Annotated in this window: 17 protein-coding genes and 1 tRNA gene; 10 read left to right on the plus strand and 8 right to left on the minus strand. The window is 62.0% G+C overall.

The genetic code is table 11. The annotated features are described in order from the left end of the window. Window positions 1–80 precede the first annotated feature (80 nt). The gene (locus ATN37_RS18555; RefSeq protein ID WP_019749120.1) at window positions 81–2258 is read right to left on the minus strand and encodes a glutamine synthetase III; all 2178 of its coding nucleotides are present in this window, start codon (window positions 2256–2258) and stop codon (window positions 81–83) included. Window positions 2259–2483: 225 nt separating this feature from the next. On the opposite strand from ATN37_RS18555, the gene ATN37_RS18560 reads away from it, so the two are divergent. Further along, the gene (locus tag ATN37_RS18560) at window positions 2484–2753 is read left to right on the plus strand and encodes a putative quinol monooxygenase (protein ID WP_231915233.1); all 270 of its coding nucleotides are present in this window, start codon (window positions 2484–2486) and stop codon (window positions 2751–2753) included. Window positions 2754–2964: 211 nt separating this feature from the next. Here ATN37_RS18560 and ATN37_RS18565 read toward each other — a convergent pair whose 3' ends face one another. From ATN37_RS18565 to ATN37_RS18590, 6 genes are all read right to left on the minus strand, one after another. After that, a complete protein-coding gene (locus tag ATN37_RS18565; RefSeq protein ID WP_003945315.1) occupies window positions 2965–3117 on the minus strand; it encodes a hypothetical protein in 153 nt (50 codons plus the stop codon). Beyond that, window positions 3118–3933 carry a class E sortase gene (locus ATN37_RS18570; RefSeq protein ID WP_058038880.1) on the minus strand — a complete coding sequence of 272 codons (816 nt, stop codon included), beginning with the start codon at window positions 3931–3933 and terminating at the stop codon, window positions 3118–3120. A 66-nt stretch (window positions 3934–3999) separates the two neighbouring features. Next, on the minus strand, window positions 4000–4143 hold the full coding sequence (locus tag ATN37_RS18575; RefSeq protein ID WP_003945342.1) for a hypothetical protein: 144 nt from the start codon (window positions 4141–4143) through the stop codon (window positions 4000–4002). A gap of 125 nt (window positions 4144–4268) precedes the next feature. Beyond that, window positions 4269–8888, minus strand: a complete 4620-nt coding sequence (locus ATN37_RS18580; protein ID WP_218695500.1) for a DUF5979 domain-containing protein — start codon at window positions 8886–8888, stop codon at window positions 4269–4271. Window positions 8889–10620: 1732 nt separating this feature from the next. Then, window positions 10621–10779 carry a hypothetical protein gene (locus ATN37_RS18585; protein ID WP_003945304.1) on the minus strand — a complete coding sequence of 53 codons (159 nt, stop codon included), beginning with the start codon at window positions 10777–10779 and terminating at the stop codon, window positions 10621–10623. A 118-nt stretch (window positions 10780–10897) separates the two neighbouring features. After that, window positions 10898–10973 (minus strand) — tRNA-Arg (locus tag ATN37_RS18590). A gap of 97 nt (window positions 10974–11070) precedes the next feature. Between ATN37_RS18590 and ATN37_RS18595 the strand changes: the two genes are divergently transcribed. Together ATN37_RS18595 and ssb are read left to right on the plus strand one after the other, a co-directional pair. Continuing rightward, entirely contained in the window at window positions 11071–13206 is a 2136-nt protein-coding gene (locus tag ATN37_RS18595; protein WP_218695486.1) for a cytochrome c oxidase assembly protein, read from the plus strand. Between the two features lie 182 nt (window positions 13207–13388). Beyond that, entirely contained in the window at window positions 13389–13802 is a 414-nt protein-coding gene (ssb, locus tag ATN37_RS18600) for a single-stranded DNA-binding protein (RefSeq protein WP_030537584.1), read from the plus strand. Window positions 13803–13806: 4 nt separating this feature from the next. Here ssb and ATN37_RS18605 read toward each other — a convergent pair whose 3' ends face one another. Further along, window positions 13807–14265, minus strand: a complete 459-nt coding sequence (locus ATN37_RS18605) for a MarR family winged helix-turn-helix transcriptional regulator (RefSeq protein ID WP_003945320.1) — start codon at window positions 14263–14265, stop codon at window positions 13807–13809. 106 nt (window positions 14266–14371) lie between these two features. Between ATN37_RS18605 and ATN37_RS18610 the strand changes: the two genes are divergently transcribed. From ATN37_RS18610 to ATN37_RS18640, 7 genes are all read left to right on the plus strand, one after another. Next, the gene (locus tag ATN37_RS18610; protein ID WP_218695501.1) at window positions 14372–16189 is read left to right on the plus strand and encodes an ABC transporter ATP-binding protein; all 1818 of its coding nucleotides are present in this window, start codon (window positions 14372–14374) and stop codon (window positions 16187–16189) included. A 95-nt stretch (window positions 16190–16284) separates the two neighbouring features. Further along, window positions 16285–17463: an acyl-CoA dehydrogenase family protein gene (locus ATN37_RS18615; protein WP_021344738.1), complete on the plus strand. Its 1179-nt coding sequence runs from the start codon at window positions 16285–16287 to the stop codon at window positions 17461–17463. Between the two features lie 166 nt (window positions 17464–17629). Then, complete coding sequence (gene ettA / locus ATN37_RS18620) at window positions 17630–19309, plus strand: energy-dependent translational throttle protein EttA (protein ID WP_218695487.1); 1680 nt, start codon at window positions 17630–17632, stop codon at window positions 19307–19309. A 4-nt stretch (window positions 19310–19313) separates the two neighbouring features. Further along, window positions 19314–19733: a thioesterase family protein gene (locus ATN37_RS18625; RefSeq protein WP_003944475.1), complete on the plus strand. Its 420-nt coding sequence runs from the start codon at window positions 19314–19316 to the stop codon at window positions 19731–19733. 99 nt (window positions 19734–19832) lie between these two features. Next, on the plus strand, window positions 19833–24680 hold the full coding sequence (locus ATN37_RS18630; RefSeq protein WP_162113789.1) for an NAD-glutamate dehydrogenase: 4848 nt from the start codon (window positions 19833–19835) through the stop codon (window positions 24678–24680). Then, window positions 24677–25096 (plus strand): thioesterase family protein, encoded by a 420-nt coding sequence (locus ATN37_RS18635; RefSeq protein WP_003944573.1) that lies wholly within the window; start codon window positions 24677–24679, stop codon window positions 25094–25096. The genes ATN37_RS18630 and ATN37_RS18635 overlap by 4 nt, the downstream gene beginning before the upstream one ends. After that, window positions 25089–25775 carry a hypothetical protein gene (locus ATN37_RS18640; RefSeq protein ID WP_204855909.1) on the plus strand — a complete coding sequence of 229 codons (687 nt, stop codon included), beginning with the start codon at window positions 25089–25091 and terminating at the stop codon, window positions 25773–25775. The genes ATN37_RS18635 and ATN37_RS18640 overlap by 8 nt, the downstream gene beginning before the upstream one ends. Window positions 25776–25804: the final 29 nt, after the last annotated feature.

The raw sequence follows: 25804 nt of genomic DNA on the forward strand, positions 1-25804 counted from the left end.
AGCAAGATTCGACAACTATGGCCTGCAACTCGATCGAGTTGCAGGCCATAGTTCTGTGGGTAGTGATATTCGGGTGATGCTCAGAGAATGAAGAGCATTTCCTGATACGTCGGGAGTGGCCAGTGATCGTCGGCGACGATGGTTTCGAGGAAGTCGGCCGCTGCACGTACCTCTGCCATGGCGGGCAGGAGTGCGTCCTGTGCGTGCTTGGCCTGATCGAATGGCGACTCGCCGGCGTCGGTGTCGATTGCTGCGCGCAGGGCCGCGAGCGCTGTGCGCAGAGCCGCAACGGGCGCCGACACTTCTTCGAGCGGTGCTGAATCCGGTTCGAGGCCGGCGGACTTCAGTGCGACGAAGTTCTGCGCAACTTCCGTCTGGTGGCGCACTGCGGCCGGAAGGATCAGCGTCGTACCGATTTCGGCGGCCAGGCGTGCCTCGACGCCGATGCTCAGTGCGTACTGTTCGAGTCCGACCTCGTAGCGACTGTGCATCTCCCGGTGGTTGAAGACCTTGTACTTCTCGAAGAGTTCCATCGAGGACTCGGTGATCAGTTCAGGAAGGGCGTCCAGCGTCGTGCGAAGGTTCGGCAGGCCGCGAGACTCGGCCTCGATCTGCCAGTTCTCCGAGTACCCGTCGCCGTTGAAGACAACCGCACCGTGGTTGGTGATGATCTCGGTGAGCAGATTCTGGACGGCGGTGTCGAAATCGGCGCCGTCGGCGACCGCGGCCTCCAGTTCGGTGGCCATGTAGTCCAAGGCCTCGGCCATGATCGTGTTGATGGTGACCATCGGGCCGTTGACTGTTTGCAGCGATCCTGGCGCGCGGAACTCGAAACGGTTGCCGGTGAAGGCAAATGGGCTCGTGCGGTTGCGGTCGCCCGGGTCGGTCGGTAGGACGGGAAGGGTGTCGGCTCCGATCATCATGGTGCCCTTGTCCTTCGACGATGTCGCTGCGCCCTTGGCGATCTGCTCGAAGACGTCGGCCAGCTGATCGCCGAGGAAGATCGAGATGATGGCCGGGGGAGCCTCGTTGGCACCGAGACGGTGATCGTTGGTTGCCGATGCGACCGACGCGCGCAGGAGGCCGGCGTATTTGTGGACGGCCCGGATGACTGCGGCGCAGAATACGAGGAACTGGGCGTTGTCATGCGGATTGTCGCCGGGGACAAGCAAACTGCCGAGTTCGGAGTTGCCCAGCGAGAAGTTGACGTGCTTGCCGGAGCCATTGACACCGTCGAACGGCTTCTCGTGGAACAGACATTCCATGCCGTGCTTCTTGGCGATGGTTTTGAAGGTGGTCATCAGCAACTGCTGGTGGTCCGCGGCGATGTTGCCTCGCTCGAACATCGGGGCGATTTCGAACTGGCCGGGCGCAACCTCGTTGTGCCGTGTCTTGGCGGGGATACCGAGTTTGAAAAGTTCCCGCTCGGTGTCCATCATGAATCCGAGCACACGTTCCGGGATCGCCCCGAAGTAGTGGTCGTCGAACTCCTGGCCCTTGGGCGGCTTTGCGCCGAAGAGTGTTCGGCCGGCGTTGAGGAGGTCGGGGCGGGCGAGGAAGAAGTGTCGATCGATCAGGAAGTACTCCTGCTCGGGACCGCAGAACGATACGATGTGCTCGGGGTCGTCGTGGCCGAACAACTTCAGGATTCTTTCGGCGTGGAAACCCATTGCCTGTTGTGAACGCAGCAGGGGAGTCTTGTGGTCGAGCGCTTCGCCGGTCATCGAAACGAACACGGTCGGGATACACAGTGTGTTGCCGTTGGGGTTTTCGAGAACGTAGGCCGGGCTCGTGACATCCCAGCCGGTGTATCCGCGAGCCTCGAATGTGTTGCGCAGCCCGCCGTTCGGGAAACTCGAAGCGTCGGGTTCACCTTGGATCAAGGTCTTGCCGGCGAACTCCGCCAGTGCACTGCCGTCGCCGACCGGCTCGAGGAAGCTGTCGTGCTTCTCGGCCGTCAACCCGGTCAGTGGATAGAAGACGTGGGCGTAGTGGGTTGCGCCCTTCTCCAACGCCCAGTCCTTCATCGCCGACGCGACCGCATCGGCGACCATGGGATCAAGCGGTTTGCCTTGCTCGATCGTCGCCATCACCGATTTGTAGACAAGCTTGGGCAGTCGCTTCTGCATGACCACCTTGTTGAAGACGTTGGCTCCGAACACCTCTCCGGGTGTCTCGTCGGTCGTGAAACTGACCACCGGAGGTGTGTAGGCCTCGACGTCCTTGATCGCTTGCAAGCGAACTGCATTTCCACTCATGTGCTTACCCCTCGCCCGGGCCCAGGGCTGCGCTGCTGATTGCGAGCCCGACTTCGGCAAACCCTACGAACCTCCGGTATCGGGGGTGTTTCGTAGGTATTGCGCCTGTCCGCAAACTTCGAGTCACAACGGAAATGTCGATCTGTCGGAGGTCTACGGCAGACTTCGAGCGGAGGGTTCAACGCGGGTCAGACGAATCGGAGAGTCTTTGTGATCAGGGTTTTGGTGCCAACCACAGTGGAGCAGGGCGATCTCGCGGAAGTGCTTCGGTTGTACGACGAACTTGTCACCGAGACCCGAAAAGAGGACGGCTGCATCAATTACGAGTTACTGCAGCGCACCGACAATCCCTGCGAGCTCGTGTTGGTGGAGGAATGGGAATCTCAGGAGCACCTCGACGCCCACACCCATACCGAGCACTTCGTCAGGTTGGTTGAGGCGCTGGCCAAGCTCGAGACGGCAGCGCCGGCGCAGATCTTCACGAAGGTTCTGTAGCGGCGGAGTCAGGTCTCAGTGCTCGCTCAGGCGTCGAACGAACATTCCGGAGAGCCTCGAGTGTCAACTAGGCGACCCGTTCCGACACACGCGGAAACTGGTTTGCATCGACACGCCAGAATCATCGTAGGTCCGTCGAGTCCGCTGTAGGACAGCGCCTTCGGGCGCCAGCCGGGCCTCGTGCCGGTGTCGGCCGACCTGCACGGGCGCTCTATACGGTGACGTCGGAGTAGGGCATATGCTCTGACACCCAAGGAAATACGAATTCCATGAGTAGCAGCACCACCGCGACCACGAGAACGATCGCCAGCAGGGCCTTCACTGGTCGGGGGCCGGGGAGCGCTCCCCAGAGGTATCCGTACATTCATTGCTCCTGGAATGCCGCGGGAATGGTGCCCGAAGTCTTCGAGATTGTTTCGACGAGAACCGCGTGGACGATCAAGCGTTCGCTGTTCGAGTAGAGCGGATGGCACGTGGTCAGTGTCAACATACTTTCCAGCGTGGCGTCGGGCTCGGCCCAAGGGTTTCCGGGCAGCGGGTTGACGACCGCAACATCCCCGGGCACGGTGATGTGCCGCCCGAGGAGATGGACGTAGTCGCCTTCGGAAACACGATCGGCTTGCTCGGGATTCAAGCAGGCTTTCGCCGCAGCGCGACGTTCGGGCGAGGCCTGGTCGAGTGGGAGCAACCGGTACGTCATCCATTGGAACTCGGTCTCCACGACGACGGCATCGCATGCATCGAGTCGATCCAGGTGTTGGAAGACTGCGCCGGAACCATTGCGGTGCCCGGCGAGCGCGAAGTTTCCGGCTTCGCCGGGCATCTGCGAGTCCGGGTAGTGGCCGGGGCCGGCCCGCAGGTCCTCGTTGCGTGTGCCCTCGACGATTGCGTACGCGGCGCCGAGTGTGGGGAAATGCACGCGCGCGAATCCCTCGCCGAGCACAGGGATCAGCGGGGACACCGGCTGACCATCGATCGCTCCTGAGGCTTCGGGGACTTCGGCCCAGGATTCCTCCAGACTGTTGTTGAGCTCGTCCTGCAGCCGCCCTGAGACGATATTGGTCCAGAACGCCTCATAGATGACGAACAGCAGGATGACGACCCCGGCCGTGAGGAGCAGTTCGCCGATTACCTGGCCTGCGCCCGGCCGACGACGCCCTGGAACTTCGGTATCGCTCACGGACCGGGGTCTCCTCTTCACAGATTTACCGAGCTAACTGATGTGTCGAATTGGTGCCGTATCGAACTAGCTGCCCGCGTTGATCGTGGCGCTTCCGGTACCGCCGAGGAGATCGTAAAGGAGTACGGACAGGCGACCGAGGCCGTCGATCGCGGCAGAACCAGTGGTCTCGATGCCTTCGATGACGATCGGGAACGGGAGGAATGACATGGTGTTTCTCCTTCGAAGGGTGGGCCACGGGGGCGGCCGCGAGATGAATACGTCGTGACGGTGACAGGGCGGGTGCGACCAGGCGTATGTCGCACCCGCCCTGTTTCGGTATTCCTGGTTGGGAGTTACTCCTGGCCGGGTCCACGCTTGCGGTTACGCAGGGTGAGCCATGCGCCACCGCCGATCAGTGCCAGCGCCAGACCGGCGAGCCAGATGACGTTCGCGCCGGTTACCGGCAGGGACGAGGACTGGTCCGGTTTGGCCTGAGCAGGATTTCCCGGAGCAGGTGTGCCCGGAGCACCGTTGTGTCCACCACCGTTGTTGCCGGGAGCGTTGTTGCCGGGAGTCGACACGTCAGTGCCTGGTCCTCCGGGTACTTCAGAGCCCGGCCATGTCGGGATTTCCCACGGCGGCAGCGGGATCGGGATCGGGATGATGATCAGCCCATTGCTGCTGGTTTTGTTCTCGAGTCCCAGAACCACCGACTTGCTTGCTTCGCCGGTGAGCTTGACGGAAGTTGCGGTCGGTTCGCCGTCGATCGTCGAGACGTCCGCCTTGCCTTCCTTGACGCCCCAGATCACGTCACCCCACTTGACGTTGGTGACGTCGGTGTGAGCACCGGTTTCTGTGAAAGTGATGTCGGTGTTCAGCGGGAACTGGACTCGGCCGTCGATGACGGCTGCGTCGCACTGGGCGGTCGGAGTGACCGAAGCGCCCGGCTTGACATCGAGGACACAAGACCGCGCCTCATTGTCGATGTCCGTCCACGTAGCCGTGACCTGGAAGATCGTGGATCCGTCCTTGGCCACCTGGCTGCCCTTGGGGCCGGTCACGATCTTGTCGATATCCACCTCGGTGGTCGGGATCGGGCGGTTGTGGATCTCCACCACAGCCTTCTCACCGGCCACCGCCTTGACGGTGTCGCGGTAATCGGCGTCACCGGCATCCGCGGAGACGTAGTAGTACGGCCGCGCCCAGTCGATACCGGCCAGTGGCTTGGGGTCGACCTCGGAGAAGGTGATCACGGTGTTCCGCGGCACAACCTCGTCGGACGTCCAGCTCCAGTCGTTTCCGGCATCGAGGGTGATGCTCTGGCCCACTGCCGGGAAATCAGTTCCAGCGGGGAGTGCCGGATCGATTCCGTCGATGCGGACCTCGAACGTCGCGCTGTCAGGCAGGTCGGCCTCGGGTGCGCGGACGGGGTTGCCGTCAGCGTCGAGGATGAACTTCGTGAATTCGACCGATCCGAATTTCCACAGCGCCTCGTTCGACAGCGTGATCAGCCGACCGTCGGTCGGGTCGTCGGAGACTATGCCCGTCGCGGTGCCGTCGAGGTTCGAGTGCAGCCACGATTCGCCTTCCGGGCTGGTGCCCCAGGAGATCGCGCCCCACTCGACTCCGTCGACATCGGGACGGCCGGTCTCGGTGAAGGTCACCTCGGTGCCGACAGGGAGGTCGACGCCGAGCGGTGTGGTCTGTCCCTGCTTGACGCTCAGCACCTGGGTGCGGTACCCCACACCGTCGCGCCAACGCGCCTCGACCGTGAACTCCACGTCGTCGCCGACGGCCTCGGCGGCCTCACCGCCGACCTGCTTTGCGATGCGCAGAGTGCCGTCGTTGACGTCGACGAAGTTCGACACCTCGATCTTGCGCAGATCCTTGCCGATGGTCACCACGGCTGCGTTGTCCGGACGGATCCTGACATTCCCGGAGTATGCGGGCACGCCATAGGCGAGACCGTCACCGTTTGCCGGAACCAGCTCTGTCAGTGTGACTTCGGTGCCGCCCGGCAGGTTCTCGCCGAACGGAACCGGGGTGCCGTCGGACGGAAGAGACAGCGTCTTGCTCTGCGGGTTGTCGTCCGTATCGAGCCAGGTGGCAATCACGTCGAAGCTCGCCGGTACGGCCTTGTCGGACGCCTTCGGGCCCGTGAGCTTTTTGCTCACTTCGAAGGTGCCTTGCGTGATCGTGGCCTCGTTGGTGACGGAGACCGTGTTCGCCGACGCGTCGGTGCCGATGGTGAGCGTCTTCGGGCTGATCACCGGCAGCGACCACGTCACGAGGTCGGTGTTCGTCGGTTGGACCTCGGTGAAGGTGACTTTCGCTCCGATGGGCAATTTGCCCAGGTCGTAGTGCTGACCGTCCTTCAGGGTGAATTGACGCAGCTCGTTGCCGGCGGCGTCGTCACCGAAGGCGATCTCTGCGTTGACGACGAAAGCCTCGAGCCCCGTGCGCGCTCCGTCACCGATGACGGATTTGGTGATCCTCGCCGATCCCAGGCTCGCTTTGTTGAGCAGTGTGACACCGACATTGCTCTTCGGCGTGATGGTCACCAGCGCCTCGGTGCGGTCCCCGTTGAGCGTCACGCCCTCTGACGGGCGGAACGTTCCTCGCTCGAAGTACACGCCGTCAACGGTGGGGAGGTTGATCTCGGACAGGCGGATCTGCCAGCCGGTTCCGCGGGGGTTGATCCCACTGACGGGTGTCCCGTCAGCCTTCACCTTGATCTCGTAGGAGCTCACCGGGGCGTCGGTCGCTGGATCTTGCCCGGGGGCGAACTCCTCGACTTTCACAGTGAACTCGGTGTCTTGGGGGAATTTCTCGGAGAAGGGAGCGATCTCCTTCAGAAGCGAGAACGAGCCCCGCGACACGCCTTGACCTGTGCCGCCGCCGCCCCATTCCTGCTTGACACTCTGCGTCGACTGAGTCTTGCCGTTGTAGAAGACCGAGTTCCCGTAAACCGTGCCGCGCTGATCCAGCCCACCGCTGCTGGTGCAGAGGGTGTAATCGATGAAATAGCGTGTCTCACGGTTGTAGTCACCCGCGTCCTTCGGGAGGGTGACAGCAATCCCGTTGTCGCCGCTGCGTGTGACCGTGGTGCCTGCGGTGATGTCCGTGCCGCCCTCTTTTGCGAGGAAGTCGCGCGCGGTGACCTTGAAATTGAGGTCCTTCTTCAGATCGCCGCTGACATCACATACCGCCAAGCTGTCGGAGAACGTGTCGGTGATGACCGCCGGTGCGTCGAGGCCCTCGAGGGTGTGTCCGGAGACCTGTACCTTCCAGTCGATGGTCGTGCCGGCAGGCTGCTTCTCGCCCGCGACGTCCTTCGGTTCGGTGTTGAGCGTGCCGGTCTTGCCGCCCTCGAACTTGGGCCCCGTCACCGAAGCGTCTTTGGAGATGCCGTTGACGACCGCCGTATTGGTGAACACATCAGAGGAGTCCGGCACCTCCTTCTCGATCACACAGGACCGGAACTTCACGTAGTAGTACTGCGTCGAGTCTTGCTTGATCTTTTCCTTCGGCGTGATGGTCATGCTGAAGGATTGGGCACTCGCCGTGGCACCGGAAGCGTCGATGTCGAACTCGGAGGTGACGTTGACGTGGTTGGTTGTTTCACCGTTCAGCCCGGGTAGACGGTTCGCGCGCCAGACCGTCGGGACGAGGCCGCCCTCGCAGACCTCGTGATTGGCGCCGAGAGTCTCCTTGATGATGACTTTCTGGTCGGGGAGGCTCGCGATGAAAGTGCCCGGAACCGTGATGCTCCAGTCGATCTCGCTGTACCGGGTGCCCCCGGCCCAACCGCCGGACTTCGACGGCCCGGTCTCTGGAGCCCAATCCTGGCCGACGCCTGCCGCGCCTACGGTGTTCCCGCCGATGGTCACGGAGTTGTCGTAGACAGTGCCCGTGATGTCCACTTCGCCGCTGGTTGTGCACGAGGTGTACTCGATGCGGTAGAGCTTGTTTCTTTCGAAGGGGCCGCCGTTGTCGAGCGCGATGCTGACTGGATCACCAGCGGCACTCTGGGTGACGGTGACGCCGCCTGCGACCGGCTTGAGATCGTTCGGGCGACCGGACAACAGCTTCGCGTCGATCAGGCTGCCCGTACACAGCTTCATGTTCTCTGAGAGCGCGTCGCTCAGGGTCACCGAACCGGTGCCGCCCGCGTCCAGTGCGGCCAGATCGGCACCGGGAATGTCGATCGTCCAACGCACAGACTGCTTGTTGCCCTGGAGTTGGCCGGACTTCTTGGCCTCGCTGATCACGCTGCCGTCGCTGATGCCGCCACCGCCGGGTAGCTCGTGCGTCACGTCGAAACTGCCGTTGATCGTGAAATCAACTTTCTCTTCGGTGGTGTACGCGACCGCCTTGGTGTAGACGAAGAAATCGCCCTTCACCTCGTCCGGGCGATCCGCCACGGCATCGGAGAGAACACACGTCATCAGATTGGTGGAAGCAACCAGATCGCATGTGCCCCAAACCGTCCCGTCGTCGCCCTCGAGCGCGATCGTCGGGTTGGACTGGAGCTTCAACTCGTCAGGGAATCCGATGGTGAACTGGTCGCCCGGTTGCGGGCTCGCGCTTGACGCGTCCCAGGTGCCCTTCACCGTGACGGAGTCCCCGACCGTGATCTGCTGGTCGTTCTTTCCCTCGACCTGGACGTCGGTGATTTTCACATCGATGCCGGGATTGACTCCGCGTGCGGCCAGTCGCTGCGCCGCCACAGAAGTCGTAGACGGGGGCGCTGTGGTTGTGATCGCCGGTTTCGCAGAAGTGGGTGACTCCGACGTGGAAGTAGGCGGCGCCGTCGTTTTCAGTGGCGCCTCCGTCGTAGTTACGGGCGGCTTCGTTGTGGTCGGAACTGTTGAGGTCGGAACTGTGGCGGTCGAGGTCCCGACGTCATCTGCCGAGGCAACCTGGACGAAAGAGAACGACGATACGACCAGCGCCAGGACCGCAACAATCATCCCCAAAGCTGCCCACCGAGACACCACCCCCTCCCCGGCGCGGCGTGGGAAGACACGGTTACGCATGACGAACACCTTTCGTTCAGAACACATGATTTGGGCCCCGTTTCCGGGGCCGGCGAATAGCGAAACGGGACCTTTGAGCAGCTCTGGAGCCTGGATGCGAGCGTTGGTGATTCTCAGGCGTCCTATTGCGGAGCCGAACAGTTGATAATCGGACCTGGTTGGCGCCAGCGCAGACCGACGGCCGGCTCTGGGTAGGCCAGGAAATTCCAAGAAAGATCGACCGCCGGTATTAGCTAACGCGACGACCTACGAGGTACTAAAGGCTGCGGCCGAGGATCTTTCCTGCGCGATTCATTGCAGTTCGGGCATGAGCACCATCCCGGATAGCAATAGCAACAGTGCGATGGCTCCGAGGGGGAGTCTTCGTGCTACGTGCTTCGCTGCCGTGACGGTTTTCATGAAATTCCTTTCTTTGGCACAACGTAAAGAAATGTGGGCGGGGCCGTTCGCGAGAAGATGCAAATTCCGCGCAAACAACGCAGAAGGCGCAAACCGGGCGATGCGCAATCAGGAATCTAACACGAGCAAATCGCATAGCTGGATACGCCATGGACGTGCGTCCATGCAAGAAAAACTGCGCTTACCTGGGTATATCTATCTTTCGTTGATTTCTTTCAAGTTAACTGGCTGGTTCATCACAATTCGATCTCGACCATCAGTTGCATGCCTGCCTTGGCACTTGTCGACAATCGGTGAGCGGCCGAGCCGAGTCGGCGCTGCTGTACCGAATGAGCCTTTATGCAGTTCACTGCCCCTTATTTGCTGTCGGAACGACAAGGTGTGGAGCGAATTATCTGTGCACACACGCTCGACATAAATGCAAATCATTTTTCTGTGTATAGGAGGAGGGTGAATTAGGGGGTGAATTCAGTCGCGGGTCATCGAAACCCCTGTTCTGAAATGATCCAGAGATAGGGGTCACATTGGATTCGTTTTTCTTAGCAGATTGGATTCCGGTCTGAGTTAACTGTCGATAATGCTTCGGGGGCCGACATGGCATTTCGAGACAAAGAATCGCCCAGCTTTTCGTAGAAAGCCTTCGGTACGGTTACGTCAGTCCAGCTGATCGCGCGCCGCAGCGACTTTTGGCGACGCTCTTGTGCGCACGGATGAGGCACTGCCTGGGATGTGTGTGGATCTCGGAAAATGCCACGTCGGAGGCTTCTTCGAAGATCCCGAGATCTCGCAAGTTCAGGTCGTTCTCGCGCGGCTCGGCACGATGAACTGGCTTACTTTTCAAGCGCTTTCGATCCCCGGAGTCAAAAGGTGACGGTCGTTGAGTAGTTGCTGACGGTGGATGCGACCGGTTCGATCGGTGCGCAGTCGCCACATCCGAGCAGCCGCACCGAGTGGCCGCGAGGTCCCGCAGACGGTACTTTTCGCAGCTCTCTGGACACTTCGCGAAATCGGACCTTCGAATCAAGTTCTCGCGCAACCATTCTGACGCAGCTTGTGTCAATGGCGCTACACCCACGGCTGCCCGCAAGGTTTGACCGCCCCGGTTGCTGTTACGCCTTGGGATCCGGAGCCCAGAGATTCTGTGACACTCGCGGGCCGCTCCGCACAGCGTGTTGCACGCGACTCAGCCGCCATTGGTGGACTCTTGCCTACCGACTCGTCGTCGTAGAACTTCGTGAGACGACCTTGTCGCAGTCGCAGGGAAGGGCTACAACGATTGGTCTGGCCCGGTCAACGAGGCGGGACCGGTAGTCGGTTGGTGTGCGCCGGTGAACCGCTCGACGACGGATACAACGACGATCGCGAGTGCCAGGATTCCAACGGTCCGGGCGAGTGACTTCAGGGTCTTCGGAAGTGCCTTCTTCATGCGAGGCAGATTACTGCGGACGGCACGTAATTTGTGGGCTAGGTTTCGGTCCGTATCGGACTGCTCTGCCCAGTGGCCGCTCGTCCACGCAGTGTGACTATCCGTGAATCAAATCTTGTGGTGCCCCCGGCAGGATTCGAACCTGCGACCAAGAGATTAGAAGGCTCTTGCTCTATCCCCTGAGCTACGGAGGCGCGTGGAACATCATACTCGAGGGTTCGGGATGTGACGCGCGCCGCCCAACTCCGACGCGTTGTCGTAGTCGGTTCGCGAAGGTCCTACCCTTGAGGTATGGCTACACCCGACCTCGCGCCGACAGATTCCCCACCGGAGTCCACACAGCACAGCGGTGCACCCGCTTCTTCGACCGCGATATTCGTGGTCAGCGGACTCATCGCAGGGCTCACTGGAGCCATCGTGGTGGGATTCTCCGCGTCGCAGGCACTGACTCTTCTGGGTATTCCGGATCCAGGCCCGATCACCACGTACGGCCTGCCCGCGATGCGGGCACTGGGGGAGATCGCCGCGGTCATCGCGATCGGGTCACTGCTGCTGGCCGCGTTCTTCGTGCCGCCGCAGAAGTCGGGCGTCCTCGACGTCGACGGCTATCGGGCAGTCCGAACTGCATCGCACGCCGCGATCGTGTGGGCGATCTGTTCGTTCATGATGGTGCCTCTGACGCTCTCTGACACGTCGGGTCAGCCGTTTGCCGAAGCGATCAAACCGGCGAACCTGTGGTCGGGACTCGATCAGGTCGAGATCGCCGGCGCTTGGCGTTGGACGGCGATCATCGCGGTTGTTCTGGCGATCCTGGCCCGACTGACACTGCGCTGGTGGTGGACTCCGCTCCTGCTGCTGGTCGGTCTCCTCGGACTGATGCCGCTTGCTCTCACCGGTCACTCCTCTTCGGGCGGCTCGCATGACATCGCTACCAATAGTCTGATCCTGCACCTCGTGGCGGCTTCGCTCTGGGCCGGCGGGTTGTTCGCGCTACTGGCACACGCGCGCCGCGGCGGCGATTACACCGACGTAGCAGCCCGACGCTTTTCGACGGTCGCATCCATCTGCTTCGTCGTCATGGGATTCAGCGGCGTCATCAACGCTATTGTCCGTCTGCCTCTCGACGACGTATTCACCACGACGTATGGACGATTGATCGTCGCGAAAACAGTTGCACTGATCATCCTCGGGTTCTTCGGTTGGGCTCAGCGGAGTCGGGCGCTACCGGCGCTGGCGGAGAATCCGAAGAGTCGCTCTGCCCTGATTCGATTTGCCGGCGCTGAAGGCATCGTGATGGCGGCAACCATCGGCCTCGCGATCGGCCTCGGTCGTACCCCGCCGCCCCCTCCGCTGTCGATTCCCTCGATTCCCGAGGTCGAACTCGGTTACAACCTTCCGGACCCGCCGTCGTTCATGGCCTTCGTGACGGACTGGCGATTCGACCTCATGTTCGGCACCGCCGCCGTTGCTGCGGCGATTCTGTACGGCATCGGCCTTCGCAAGCTGGCCAAGCGTGGGGATTCCTGGCCTGTCGGCCGAACCATCGCCTGGATGAGCGGTTGTGCGGTGCTCCTGATCGCCACGTCTTCGGGCGTCGGCAAATACGCACCGGCAGTCTTCAGCGTTCACATGGGTGCGCACATGGCGCTGTCGATGTTGGGACCAGTCCTGCTGGTTCTGGGTGCGCCGATCACTTTGGCTCTGCGGGCGCTCGATCCGGCAGGCAAGGACGGCGTGCCCGGCATTCGCGAGTGGATTCTGACCGCTCTGCACAGCCCGTTCTCGCGATTCATCACCCACCCGATTGTGGCGGCAGTTCTCTTTGTCGGCGGCTTCTACGCGCTCTACCTCGGCGGAATCTACGGCGCGACCGTCGACTCGCACAGCGCTCACCTGCTGATGAACCTGCACTTCATCCTCAGCGGCTATCTCTTCTACTGGGTGGCGATCGGTATCGACCCGTCACCACGCCAATTGCAGCCGGTGACCAAGCTGGCAATGGTCTTCGGCTCACTTCCGTTCCACGCCTTCTTCGGCGTGGCATTGATGAGCACCACCGCCGTCATGGGCGGCGCGTACTTCCGTTCGCTCGGCCTCGGCTGGAACAACGACCTGATCGGCGATCAGCAGCTGGGCGGCAGCATCGCGTGGGCGACCGGCGAGATCCCGCTCATGGTGGTCATGCTCGCGCTACTGGTTCAGTGGTCGCGCAGCGATGGCAGGACCGCGCGCCGAACCGACCGTGCGGCCGAGCGTGACCACGACGCCGACCTCGCTGCTCACAACGCCATGTTCGCCGAATTGGCCAGGCGGGACCGCGAGGGGTGGAAACCCCGTGAGGCTGCTGACACGGAGACTACAAGCGGGGACTCTGCGGACGGGACACCCAGCGAGAAGAAATCCGACGAATCCTCCACTAGCACTTAGCTCCGACACTGCCCGGGCCATTCGGTCCGGGCAGTGCTGTTTCTCCACAGCTGTTCCACCGATGCACAGGTGGAAATCGAAGATCCCGAGCCGGGCGTTTGCCGTTCCACAATCGAAACTGCCGACGCAGTGATCGGCCCCGCGGCAGTTGGCGGGTTCTGGAGTTCGAAGGGGGATCGGACATGTACGAAACGCATGCAACGGTTGTCGGAACCGTCATCACCAATCCGGTGAAGCGGCAGACCACCAATGGCGAAGAGGTGCTGAGCTTTCGGATGGCGAGCAACACGCGTCGCAAAGACGCGGTGACCGGAGAGTGGACGGACGGAGCGACCCTCTATCTCACGGTCAGCTGCTGGCGGCGGTTGGTCACCGGCGTCGGCGCATCCATCATGAAGGGTGATCCGGTCATGGTGGCGGGGGAGTTGCGCACCAACGAGTACACGACCAAAGAGGGTGTGCCTCGTTCCGATCTCGAGCTACGGGCGACTGCGGTAGGCGCGGACCTTGCTCGTTGCATCTCGAAGATCGAGCGTCAGAGCAAGCCGACGTCGGCGGAGAATGTCGAGGACGCAATCGACACCGTCGCTGCGTGAGGACTCACACCGAAGGTTTCGGGCAGTCGCGGGGCCGCGAGTCGTGCCCCGCGTCCACTCGCTCGAGAAGTTCGGTGAGAGTTGCTCGCTCCGATTCGTCGAGGTCGTCGAACACATCCGAAGATTCGCGTCGTTGAGCTTTTGCGACGTCGGCAGCGAGGGTAGCGCCGGCGTCGGTGAGCTCGAGTAACACGGCTCGCCGATCGTTCGGATCGGGAGTGCGGCGCACCCATCCGGCCTCTTCGAGGGAATCCACGACGTCGGTCGCCGACCGCGGAACGATGCGCAATCGCTCGGCAAGAAACCCGAGTCGAACCGGCTCGCCCACTCGGGTCAGTACTCGCAGCGCTCGGCTTTGCGACGGCGAGAGACCGAATGGTTCCAGCGCTGCCACCTGACGTCGGCGGATGAGCCGTGCCACGGACATCACGACGTCGGTGAGTTCGCGCTCTCGGGAATGCATGGCGTCAGTCTAGCGTTGTTGGTGTCAGCCTCATAGTGAGGTAACCTCATCAATATGAAACTAGGGTGAGAAAGCCTCCAGGAGGTAGAACGTGAAACCAGATCACATGCGAAACATCGAACGATCCGCTGTCGAGATCACTCCGGCGGAATCCGTACCGGCAAAACGCGTACTCGGACTGTTTGCGCCGTATCGAACTCAGATCGCCATCGTCACCGCGGTCATCACACTCAGCGCGATCGTGGCGCTGGGCAGCCCGCTGCTCCTACGCGAAATGCTCGACAAGGCGATCCCGGACAAGAACCTCGGACTCGTGAGCGTTCTGGCCATCGGCATGATCGCCATTGCCGTGATCACGAGCTGTCTCGGCGTGGCGCAGACCTGGATGTCCAACAGCATCGGCCAGAAACTGATGCACCAACTGCGCGTGCGGGTCTACTCGCATCTGCAGAATCAGTCGCTCGGATTCTTCGCTCGAACCCGAACCGGAGAAGTTCAGTCGCGTATTGCCAACGACATCGGCGGTATGCAGTCGGTGGTCACCAACACGGCAACGTCCATCGCGCAGAATGCAACGACCGTGGCAGCCACCATTGTTGCTCTGTTCCTTCTGGATTGGCGGCTTGCCATCTTCTCGCTGGCGATCTTGCCGGTGTTCATCCGTATCGCACGCAAGATCGGTGACGAGCGCCGCAAGATCTCGGGTACGCGGCAGAAGCTACTCAGTGATCTGTCGGTCCAGGTGGAGGAATCTCTCTCCGTCAGTGGCATTCTCCTCGGCAAGACGACCGGCGCGAAGTCGGCTCTGACGGATCGATTCACCGAGCGTTCAGCGGAAGTCGCAGACGTCGAACTCCGGGCCATGATGGCCGGCAAGTGGCGCATGGCGACCATGTCGATCACCTTCGCAGCCATGCCTGCACTGGTCTACTGGTTTGCCGGATTCACTCTCGATCACGGCAACACCATCACCGTCGGCACCCTCGTCGCATTCACCACGCTGCAAACACAATTGTTCCGCCCCACCATGATGCTGCTCAACACGGGCGTCGAGGTGCAGAGCTCGATGGCACTGTTCAGTCGCGTGTTCGAGTACCTGGATCTGCCGATCGACATCGCGGATCCGGAAGAGTCGAAGAGCTTCGACCGCACCAAGATGTCCGGCGAACTTCGGTTCGACCACGTCGACTTCTCGTATCCAGGAACCGACAGCAAGACCCTCGACAACATCGACCTCACGGTCCCGGCCGGCGGAACCTTGGCGCTTGTCGGCTCCACGGGTTCGGGCAAGACCACTCTCGGATACTTGGCCGCACGTCTGTACGACCCGACTGCGGGATCGGTGAGAATCGACGACGTCGACCTGCGGGACCTCGATCTGGCGACGGTCTCCGACCTGGTAGGTGTGGTGTCGCAGGAGACGTATCTCTTCCACACGACTATTCGTGAGAATCTTCGGTTCGCGAAACCCGACGCCACGGACGCCGAGATCGAGCAGGCAGCGCGCATCGCGCAGATCCACGAGTTCATTTCCGGTCTCGACGACGGGTACGACACCATGGTCGGCGAGCGCGGCTACCGATTCTCCGGCGGTGAGAAACAGCGCATAGCGATCGCGCGCACAGTCCTGCGGAATCCGCCGATCCTCGTCCTCGACGAGGCGACGAGCGCCTTGGACAATCGCACTGAACGTGCGTTGCAGGACGCGCTCGACGAGCTGATGGTCGGACGCACCACTCTTGTTGTGGCGCACAGGCTTTCCACGGTTCGAGATGCGGATCTCATCGCGGTCCTCGACCAGGGCGTGGTTGTGGAAAAGGGCACCCACGACGAACTTGTGCAACAAGGTGGGCGATACGCACAGTTGCTTGCGGCCTCGGGTAGCGACGCCGTCGAACTCCCGTCGGAACTGCAGACCGTGTGAGTGTAAGAAATGTCGGCCATTTCACTTCCGCAAGTTTCTAGAACGTGTTCTACTTTAATGGTCGTTGATCGACTATCAGTGGAGGCGGAAAGATCATGGGTCAGGTTCTGGACAACATCTCACAGTTCGCCGACGAGATCCGCGCCGACGGGGTCGAGGGCGACAAGCTGATGCGCTTGACGGACGGCAGCGCGAAGCGTTTGCGCGACTCCGGCGTCATCCGGATGTTGCAGCCGAAGGAGTTCGGAGGCCTCGAGGCGCATCCGCGTGAATTCGCCGAGACGGCAATGGCTATCGGCGCGATGGACGGTGCCACGGGCTGGGTCAGCGGCATCGTCGGTGTGCATCCGTGGGAGCTTGCGTTCTTTGACCGCAAGGCTCAGGAAGAGGTGTGGGGAACCGATCCTGATACGTGGATGGCGTCGCCGTATGCGCCGATGGGTGTGGCGAGGCCGGTCGAGGGTGGGTACATCCTCAACGGTCGTTGGTCGTTCTCCTCGGGTACCGATCATTGTGACTGGATCATGATCGGTGCGATGGTCGGTGACGAGTCCGGTAAGCCGTTGATGCCGCCGAAGATTCTGCACGTGTTGTTGCCGCGTTCGGATTACGACATCGACCAGGACAGCTGGAATGTCGTGGGTCTGCGCGGTACGGGGTCGAAGGATCTGATCGTCAAGGATGCGTTCTTGCCGACGTATCGGACTCTTGATGCGGGAAAGGTTTTCGACGGGACGGCGTGGAAGGAAGCGGGTCGTACGGAGACGTTGTACAAGTTCCCGTTCTCGTGCATTTTCCCGTTGGGGATCACTTCGTCGTTGATCGGTATCGCCGAGGGTGCGTTGGCGTGCAACATGGCGGCGCAGCGTGAGCGTGTGACGGTCAGTGGTGTTCCGATCAAGGAAGATCCGTACGTGCTGTTCGCGATCGGTGAGGCGGCGGCCGAGATCGCTGCTTCTCGGGCTGCGATCTTGGAGACGGTGGATCGTTTCTGGGACATGACGGAGAAGGGGCAGGAAGTTTCGTTCGAGCTTCGTGCGATCGGTCGGCGTACGCAGACTGCTGCGGCGTGGCGGGCGGTGCGGGCGGTGGACGAGATCTTTGCTCGTTCCGGTGGTGGGGCTTTGCAGTTGAACACGCCGATGCAGCGGTTCTGGCGTGATGCTCATGCCGGTTTGGCACATGCGATCCATGTACCCGGTTCCATTTTCCATGCGTCGACGCTCTCGCAGCTCGGTGGCGAGCCGAAGGGCATCCACAGGGCAATGATCTGAGCCGTCCTGGGGACACCCGGAGGTGTCCCCATCGCGGTTTTCGTGGGGGTCGATGAGCATGTCGGTGAATCTGGTCGATGACCTCGGACTGTCCGCAGAACCCGCATCGGAGTGACGGCCAACGCGCAATGTGGGTTATAGGGCAAACACCGATAGGCTGGCGGTCATGGCTGAGTTCATTTACACGATGAAGAAGGTGCGCAAGGCGCACGGTGACAAGATCATCCTCGATGACGTCACGATGAGCTTTTACCCCGGCGCGAAGATCGGTGTCGTCGGACCGAACGGCGCTGGTAAATCCAGCATCCTCAAGATCATGGCCGGACTGGACCAGCCGGGCAACGGCGAGGCATTCCTGGCCCCGGGCGCGACCGTCGGCATCCTCATGCAGGAGCCGGAGCTCGACGAGACCAAGACTGTTCGCGAGAACGTCGAGGACGGTCTCGGAGAGACGATGGTCCAGCTCAAGCGGTACAACGAGATCGCCGAGCTGATGGCTACGGATTACTCCGACGAGCTCATGGAAGAGATGGGCGAGCTGCAGGAGAAGCTCGATCACGCAGATGCGTGGGAGATCGACTCGCAGCTCGAGCAGGCTATGGACGCCCTGCGCTGCCCCCCGCCGGAAGAGATGGTCACCCACCTCTCCGGTGGTGAGAAGCGACGCGTTGCGCTCTGCAAGCTGCTGCTGAGCAAGCCCGACCTCCTGCTCCTCGATGAGCCCACCAACCACCTCGACGCCGAATCTGTCCTGTGGCTCGAGCAGCACCTCGCTGCTTACCCCGGCGCAATCCTCGCCGTGACTCACGATCGTTACTTCCTCGATCACGTCGCGCAGTGGATCTGTGAAGTCGACCGCGGACGCCTGTACCCGTACGAGGGCAACTACTCCACCTACCTGGAGCAGAAGGCTGCACGCCTCGAAGTTGCCGGCAAGAAGGATCAGAAGCTGCAGAAGCGCCTCAAGGACGAGCTCGCATGGGTTCGTTCCGGCGCCAAGGCCCGCCAGGCCAAGAACAAGGCTCGTCTCGATCGCTACGAGGAAATGGCGAACGAAGCAGAGAAGACGCGCAAGCTCGACTTCGACGAGATCCAGATCCCGGCACCGCCGCGCCTGGGTGACGTGGTCGTGGAGGTCTCGAACCTCGACAAGGGCTTCGACGGTCGCGTTCTGATCAAGGATCTCTCGTTCACGTTGCCGCGCAACGGAATTGTCGGCGTCATCGGCCCCAACGGCGTCGGTAAGACGACGCTGTTCAAGACCATCGTCGGTCTCGAGGAGCCTGACGCCGGTGAGGTCAAGATCGGTCAGACGGTCAAGCTGAGCTACGTCGACCAGAACCGTTCCGGAATCGACCCCAAGAAGACGGTCTGGGAGACCGTGTCCGACGGGCTCGATTTCATCGTCGTCGGCCAGACCGAGTTCCCCTCGCGCGCGTACATCAGCTCGTTCGGTTTCAAGGGCCACGATCAGCAGAAGCCGGCCGGCGTCCTCTCCGGTGGTGAGCGCAACCGCCTGAACCTGGCGATGACGCTCAAGCAGGGCGGCAACCTGATCCTGCTCGATGAGCCCACCAACGACCTCGACGTCGAAACCCTCGGCTCGCTGGAGAACGCTCTCGAAGAGTTCCCCGGCTGCGCCGTCGTGATCTCGCACGATCGCTGGTTCCTGGACCGGACCTGTACCCACATCCTCGCGTGGGAAGGTGGCTTCGGCGACAACGAGGCAGCTTGGTACTGGTACGAGGGCAACTTCGAGGGCTACGAGGCGAACAAGGTCGAGCGACTCGGCCCCGACGCCGCACGCCCGCACCGCGTGACTCACCGCAAGCTCACCAGGGACTGATCCGGTGTCCGACGTATACACAGCGCAGATCCAGGTCCGGTGGGGCGATTCCGACCGGTTGGGTCACGTCAACAACACGCGTTACGTCGAGTACATGCAGGAAGCGCGCATCCAGTTCCTGGAAGCGAAACTGGCGCCGCTCGGCGGCCGGCCGGGATACCTCGTGGTTCGAAAGATGACCGTCGAGTTCCTCAAGCCGGTCACCGATCGGTCCGGTCCCTTGAATGTGGAGATCTTCACGACTCACGTCGGGACTTCCTCGTTCACGGTTCGGCACGTCATCCGTGACAACGCGGGTGTCGAATGCGCTTTCGGCGACGCGTTGATGGTCGGATTCGACACGGTGTCCGAAAAGTCCAGACCGCTGGCGGACAGCGAACGCGCGGTGCTCGAAGCATCGCTTGTTCAGATGACGACATCGTAGATTTCGTTTCTCAGTTCACCCTAGGTACTGGTTGCCGCGGCTAGTCTCGAGTCAGAGATTGGTCGCGGCGATCAGAACCCACAAGGATGTGAGCCAGGAATGACAGACCGTGTACGGCAGCAGGGCACAGGCCTCGACGAAGCGACGTTGTTGACGCGTCTTCGCGAGGCCTTTTTCACGCATATCGACGAGGGTGACAGCGACGACGTCATCAACGGTCGATCGGATCGAGTCCTGCTCGCGCATCTTGCGCTCGGGAGGCAGCGGACCCCGGGCACGGCCGTATGGCGTGTGTACCGCCCGTCAGGATCCGAGGGTCTCGGCGCTGCCGTCCAGATCGTCACCGACGACATGTCGTTGCTCGTCGAGTCCGTTACCGCGATGCTCAACCGACAAGGTGTGGGAATCAGTCAATTCGCCCATCCGATCCTGACGGTTGAACGCGATGACTCGGGCAATCTGATGTCCTTGGGCGACAGCGGTATCCAAGAATCCTGGATGCACGTCCAGTTGGACTCCGAAGTCGAGGATTCCGCTCTCGACGCGATCGAAGCACACCTCGGCAAGGTGCTCGCGGACGTCCGCCAGGTGGTTGGTGACACCCCGGACATGAAGGCATTGCAACTTCGCGTTGCCGACGAGTTGGAGAGTGCTGCAGAAACTGCCTCCGGGAGGATCACCCCCGAAGAATTCTCCGATACCGCTCGGCTGCTGCGGTGGATGGCGGACGGAAACTATGCCGTGCTCGGATACCGGCGATTCGAGGGTACGAAGGACGGTTCACGCACGGTCGCCGGCAGCGGGCTCGGCGTGCTGCGCTCCGACGCGGTCACCGAAGGCCCGATGAGTTTGCCTCCCGTCGCAGATCTCCCGGATCGACCGCTTCTGGTCCTGACGCAGGGATCGTTCCCCGCCACGGTGCACCGCGCTGTCTACCCGTACTTCGTGGGTGTCTCGATCCTCGACGACGAGGGAAACATCGTGGGGGAGCACAGATTCCTGGGTGTGTTCACCGTGGTCGCACTCCACGAGAACGTCCTCGCGATTCCTCTGATCGAGCGCCGCGTTCGCGAAGTCATCGCGCGTGCCGGTGTCGACCTGCATTCGTACTCCGGTCAGGCGATGCTCGAGGTCATCCAGTCGTTCCCACGCACCGAGTTGTTCTCGAGCGACGCCGAGACCTTGTTCGAGACCGTCCACGCCGTGCACAGCATCGGGCTGCGTCGACAGGTGCGACTCTTTGTCCGCGAGGACACGTTCGGACGCTTCGTGTCCTGCTTGGTGTACCTACCCCGCGACCGGTACACGACGCGAGTGCGACTGGCGATGCAAAACCTGCTGTGGCGCGAATTCGGACCAGGCACAGTCGATTACACCGCCCGGGTTACCGAGAACGATCTTGCGCTGTTGCACGTGACGATCCGGCGCGATCCGGACAGTGAGCCGGTTCATCTGGATGTCTCCGAGGCCAACCGCGAGCGAGTTCAGGCTCTGTTGACCGAAGTCAGTCGTAGCTGGGACGACCGCATCAACGACCTTGTTCGTGAAAGTCCGGGTGTGGATCCGGAACTGGTGCAGCGGTATTCGCGGGTGCTTCCCGATGGATACAAGGAGGACTTCGAACCGTCACGCGCGTTGGCCGACATCGCCCGACTCGAGGCGTTGGCGCCAGGCGCGATCGACGTACTGCTCTATCGTGCTGTGGACTCCGCGCCCGGTGCCTGGCGCTTCACGCTCTTCGTCGGCGGCGACGGTATCTCGTTGAGCCAGGTGCTACCGGTGCTGCAGTCACTCGGCGTCGAAGTTCTCGACGAGCGGCCGCACGTCGTGCAGCGACTCGACGGCGTTCAGTGCTGGATCTACGATTTCGGATTGTCGGTACCGGCGGATCTTCGGGCGTCGGTCGAGATCGACCTCGATGCGCAGGTGCCGCTCGAGACCAGCACCGCCCCGCTGACCGAGGTCCAGAAGCGATTCACGGCTGCATTCGGTGCAGTCTGGTTCGGCCGGGCCGAAGCTGACCGATTCAACGAGTTGGTGCTGCGGGCCGGAATGTCCTGGCGGCAAGCCGTGGTGCTGCGTGCTTACGCAAAGTATCTGCGCCAGGCCACATTTCCGTACAGTCAGTTCCACATCGAAGGAATCGCGCTTACACACCCGCAGACCGCGTTTGCATTGGTGCAGTTGTTCGAGGCGATGTTCGACCCCGAGAAGCAGGACGACATTCGCGTCGCCGAATTGGACGAGCAGTTGCGTGCGTCCATCGACGAGGTACTCAGCTTGGATGCCGATCGCATTCTGCGTGGAATGTTCTCCTTGGTGAAGGCGACCTTGCGTACCAATTTCTACGTCGTCGACGCCGATGGCCGCTCTCGCGACTACCTGTCGGTCAAGCTCGATCCCTCACGGATCAGCGAGTTGCCCAAGCCGCGGCCGGCTTTCGAGATCTACGTGTACTCACCCGAGGTCGAAGGCGTCCACCTGCGATTCGGCGCAGTCGCGCGCGGCGGGCTCCGCTGGTCCGACCGGCGCGAGGATTTCCGCACCGAGGTGCTCGGCTTGGTGAAGGCTCAGGCCGTCAAGAACGCGGTGATCGTGCCGGTCGGCGCCAAGGGCGGCTTCGTCGTGAAGAATCCGCCTCTGCCGACGGGTGATCCGGCCGTTGATCGAATGGCGACGCTGGAAACCGGCAAGGCCTGCTACACCACGTTCATCTCCGGATTGCTCGACATCACCGACAACGTGCACGCGGCTACCGGCGAAGTTGTGACGCCGGATCGAGTGGTGCGCAAGGACGATCAGGATCGCTACCTGGTGGTCGCCGCGGACAAGGGCACGGCGACGTTCTCGGATCTCGCCAATTCGGTTGCCGCCAAGTACGACTTCTGGCTCGGCGACGCGTTTGCCTCCGGTGGCTCCGTGGGATACGACCACAAGGGCATGGGTATCACCGCTCGCGGCGCCTGGGAAAGCGTCAAGCGGCACTTCCGCGAACTCGGGGTCGACACGCAGACCGAGGATTTCACGACGGTAGGCGTCGGCGACATGAGCGGAGACGTGTTCGGCAACGGAATGCTCCTCAGTCGGCACATCCGTCTGGTGGGCGCGTTCGACCATCGACACATCTTCCTCGATCCGAACCCGGATGCAGCGAGCTCGTTCGTCGAACGTCAACGACTTTTCGAGTTGCCACGGTCATCATGGGCCGACTACGACAAGAGCCTGATCAGTGAAGGTGGCGGCGTCTGGGACCGCACGGTCAAGTCGGTTCCGATCGCCGAAAGCGTCCGGATCGCACTGGGTCTGGCCGAGGGGGTCACGAAGCTCTCGCCGCCGGAATTGATGCAGGCGATTCTGTCGGCACCGGTGGATCTGCTGTGGAACGGCGGAATCGGTACATACGTCAAAGCGTCGACCGAGACCAATGCGCAGGTTGGCGACAAGAGCAACGACGCCGTGCGTGTCGACGGTCAAGATCTGCGGGTCAAGGTGATCGGGGAGGGCGGCAACCTCGGCGTCACTGCTCTGGGAAGAATCGAGTTCAGCGCCAGCGGCGGTCACATCAACACCGACGCCATCGACAACTCGGCCGGCGTCGACTGCTCCGATCACGAAGTGAACATCAAGATTCTTCTCGATTCGCTCGTGCGTTCGCAGTTACTGCCCACGCAGGAACGGAATCCGTTGCTGGCGTCGATGACCGACGACGTGGCGGCGCTGGTGTTGGCGGACAACATTGCTCAGAACGCGCTGCTCGGAATCTCCCGCGTGACCGCTTCTCAGATGCTCGGTGTTCACCGCCGTCAGTTGACGGATCTGACCAAGGCACGTGGCCTTGACCGCAAGCTCGAGGCGTTGCCGACCGACAAGGAGATCGAGCGTCGACTCGAGGCCGGTGTGGGTCTGACGTCGCCGGAATTGGCGACGCTGACGGCGCACGTCAAGCTTTCACTCAAGGACGATCTGCTCGCAACCGAGTTGCCGGACAACGATTTCTTCGCCCAGCAGATCCCGCAGTACTTCCCGACCGCTGTTCGCGATCGGTTCGAAACGGAGATCAAGGCACACCCGTTGCGGCGGCAGATCGTCGCGACGATGCTCGTGAACGAAGTGATCGACAACGGCGGAATCACGTACGCCTACCGCTTGGCCGAGGAGACCGGAGCGAGCAGTACGGACTCGATCCGTGCCTACGCCGCTGTGCGAGAGGTGTTTGCGCTCGACGAGGTGTGGTCGCGAATCCGCTCGGCGGGCGTCAGTGCAGAGATCGAAAACGAGTTGATCGTTGAGTCGTGCCGCTTGCTCGACCGCGCGTCGCGGTGGTTCCTGGCCAATCGGCCCCAGCCGATCGCCGTCGGCGCCGAGGTTGCGCGTTACTCGGCGGCGTATCGGGCTACGGCACCTCTGGTCCCGGGGCTGCTTGCGGGCCATCAACTCGACGATCTGCTGGTGCGGGCTCAATCGGTGATCGATCGCGGGGCTCCGGAAGCGTTGGCGCTGGACGTGTTCCGACTGCTGGATGTCTACTGCCTGCTCGACATCGCGGATATCGCCGACATCGCAGATCACGACATCGCCGAAGTTGCGGAGCTGTACTACGCCTTGGACGCGCATCTGGGAATCGACTGGTTGCTGAGCGCGGTCTCGGGACTCGAGCGCGGCGATCGATGGCACTCGCTCGCGAGGCTCGCGTTGCGAGACGACCTCTACAGTTCGCTTCGGCAGCTGACGATGGAGGTTCTGGCCGGCGGCGAACCGGGGGAGTCGCCGCAGGAGAAGATCGACGAATGGGAGTCGACCAATGCCTCGCGTCTGAGCCGGGCGAGGGCAGCTCTCGTCGAGATCTTCGAGTCTGGGACGCTTGACCTCGCGACGCTCTCGGTGGCGGCGCGTCAGGTTCGTAGCATGGTGCGCAGCATGGGCACCCGATCGGAGGTAGGACGTTGAGCGAAGGATTCCACGCCGAAGTTGTGGTTCGGTGGTCCGACATGGATGCCTTCCAGCACATCAACCACGCACGGATGGTGACGTTGCTCGAAGAGGCGCGGATTCCTTGGTTGTTCGAAGACTCGCGCCCGACGGTCACCCTGCGTGACGGGGCCGTGATTGCCGATCTCCACGTGCGGTATCGCGGCCAACTTCGGCACGACGATTCACCGCTCGACGTCTTCATGTGGGTGGAAAAGGTGCGCGCGGTGGACTTCACCATCGCGTACGAGGTTCGCCCCCGCGGTGCGGATCTCAGTGTCCCGCCGTCCATCGTGGCGTCGACTCAGATCGCGGCCTTCGATATCGACACTCAACGTTTGCGTCGCCTCAGCGGGCCCGAGCGCGAGTACTTGGAGAGCTGGCAACGTGCATGAACGTGTACTGACCGTGCCCGAGGAGGCCGAGCGAAAGAACTTGGCCGGCTTCATCGGTCATGCCTTGCGTTTGGACGAGTCCACGGTCATCCGGATGCGTCGACGCGGAGATGCTCACCTGAGCGTTTGGGCGTCAACGGGTTTCGACGCTCTCGCTACGCGAACCGTGGCGGGCACCATCAACCCTGACGACACCTCGGCTGCCGGCGATCAGTTGCTCTCGGCGGTGGAGCAGGCGACAAGTGAGCTGATCGATCCGGGGTTCGCCATGGATTCGGCGTGGCGTGGGGCGTTGCCGCCGATGGACGGCTTCGAGCACCTGGACGACGTACCCGCCCGGGTGCTGATCGAACTGGCGCAGCGGGGCAACGCCTTGGCACTGGAGCATGGAAGTAGTCACGGTCCGCCGGCGTCGTTGCTCGATCAGGACGTGCTCGAGGTCAGTGGTCCGTCCGGCACGGTCGGGATCTCGATGCGAGTTATTTTTGCCTTGACCGCAATGGGATTCGTTCCGCACACCGGGTCCGAGGCGATGACCGCCGACATCGATCTCGAGCAGATCGACTCCTCGGAACTGGTTCGGGTGCGGGCGAGTAGATCGTGGGTGCGGCTCGATGCACGGTTCGGTTCGATCTACCGTCACCGCGGTGGTTCGATACCGCTGATGGTCGCACGATAGGAGTTACAGGTGGCGGGTGCGGTGTTCTC

Source organism: Rhodococcus sp. MH15, from assembly GCF_019266045.1.
Taxonomy (GTDB): domain Bacteria; phylum Actinomycetota; class Actinomycetes; order Mycobacteriales; family Mycobacteriaceae; genus Rhodococcus_F; species Rhodococcus_F qingshengii.

Excerpts from the sequence above, each read along its gene's own strand:
- ATN37_RS18555 (WP_019749120.1), bottom strand. The coding sequence starts at position 2,258 with ATGAGTGGAAATGCAGTTCGCTTGCAAGCGATCAAGGACGTCGAGGCC.
- ATN37_RS18565 (WP_003945315.1), bottom strand. The coding sequence starts at position 3,117 with ATGTACGGATACCTCTGGGGAGCGCTCCCCGGCCCCCGACCAGTGAAG.
- ATN37_RS18575 (WP_003945342.1), bottom strand. The coding sequence starts at position 4,143 with ATGTCATTCCTCCCGTTCCCGATCGTCATCGAAGGCATCGAGACCACT.
- ATN37_RS18580 (WP_218695500.1), bottom strand. The coding sequence starts at position 8,888 with ATGATTGTTGCGGTCCTGGCGCTGGTCGTATCGTCGTTCTCTTTCGTC.
- ATN37_RS18585 (WP_003945304.1), bottom strand. The coding sequence starts at position 10,779 with ATGAAGAAGGCACTTCCGAAGACCCTGAAGTCACTCGCCCGGACCGTT.
- ATN37_RS18595 (WP_218695486.1), top strand. The coding sequence starts at position 11,071 with ATGGCTACACCCGACCTCGCGCCGACAGATTCCCCACCGGAGTCCACA.
- ssb (WP_030537584.1), top strand. The coding sequence starts at position 13,389 with ATGTACGAAACGCATGCAACGGTTGTCGGAACCGTCATCACCAATCCG.
- ATN37_RS18605 (WP_003945320.1), bottom strand. The coding sequence starts at position 14,265 with ATGCATTCCCGAGAGCGCGAACTCACCGACGTCGTGATGTCCGTGGCA.
- ATN37_RS18610 (WP_218695501.1), top strand. The coding sequence starts at position 14,372 with ATGCGAAACATCGAACGATCCGCTGTCGAGATCACTCCGGCGGAATCC.
- ATN37_RS18615 (WP_021344738.1), top strand. The coding sequence starts at position 16,285 with ATGGGTCAGGTTCTGGACAACATCTCACAGTTCGCCGACGAGATCCGC.
- ettA (WP_218695487.1), top strand. The coding sequence starts at position 17,630 with ATGGCTGAGTTCATTTACACGATGAAGAAGGTGCGCAAGGCGCACGGT.
- ATN37_RS18630 (WP_162113789.1), top strand. The coding sequence starts at position 19,833 with ATGACAGACCGTGTACGGCAGCAGGGCACAGGCCTCGACGAAGCGACG.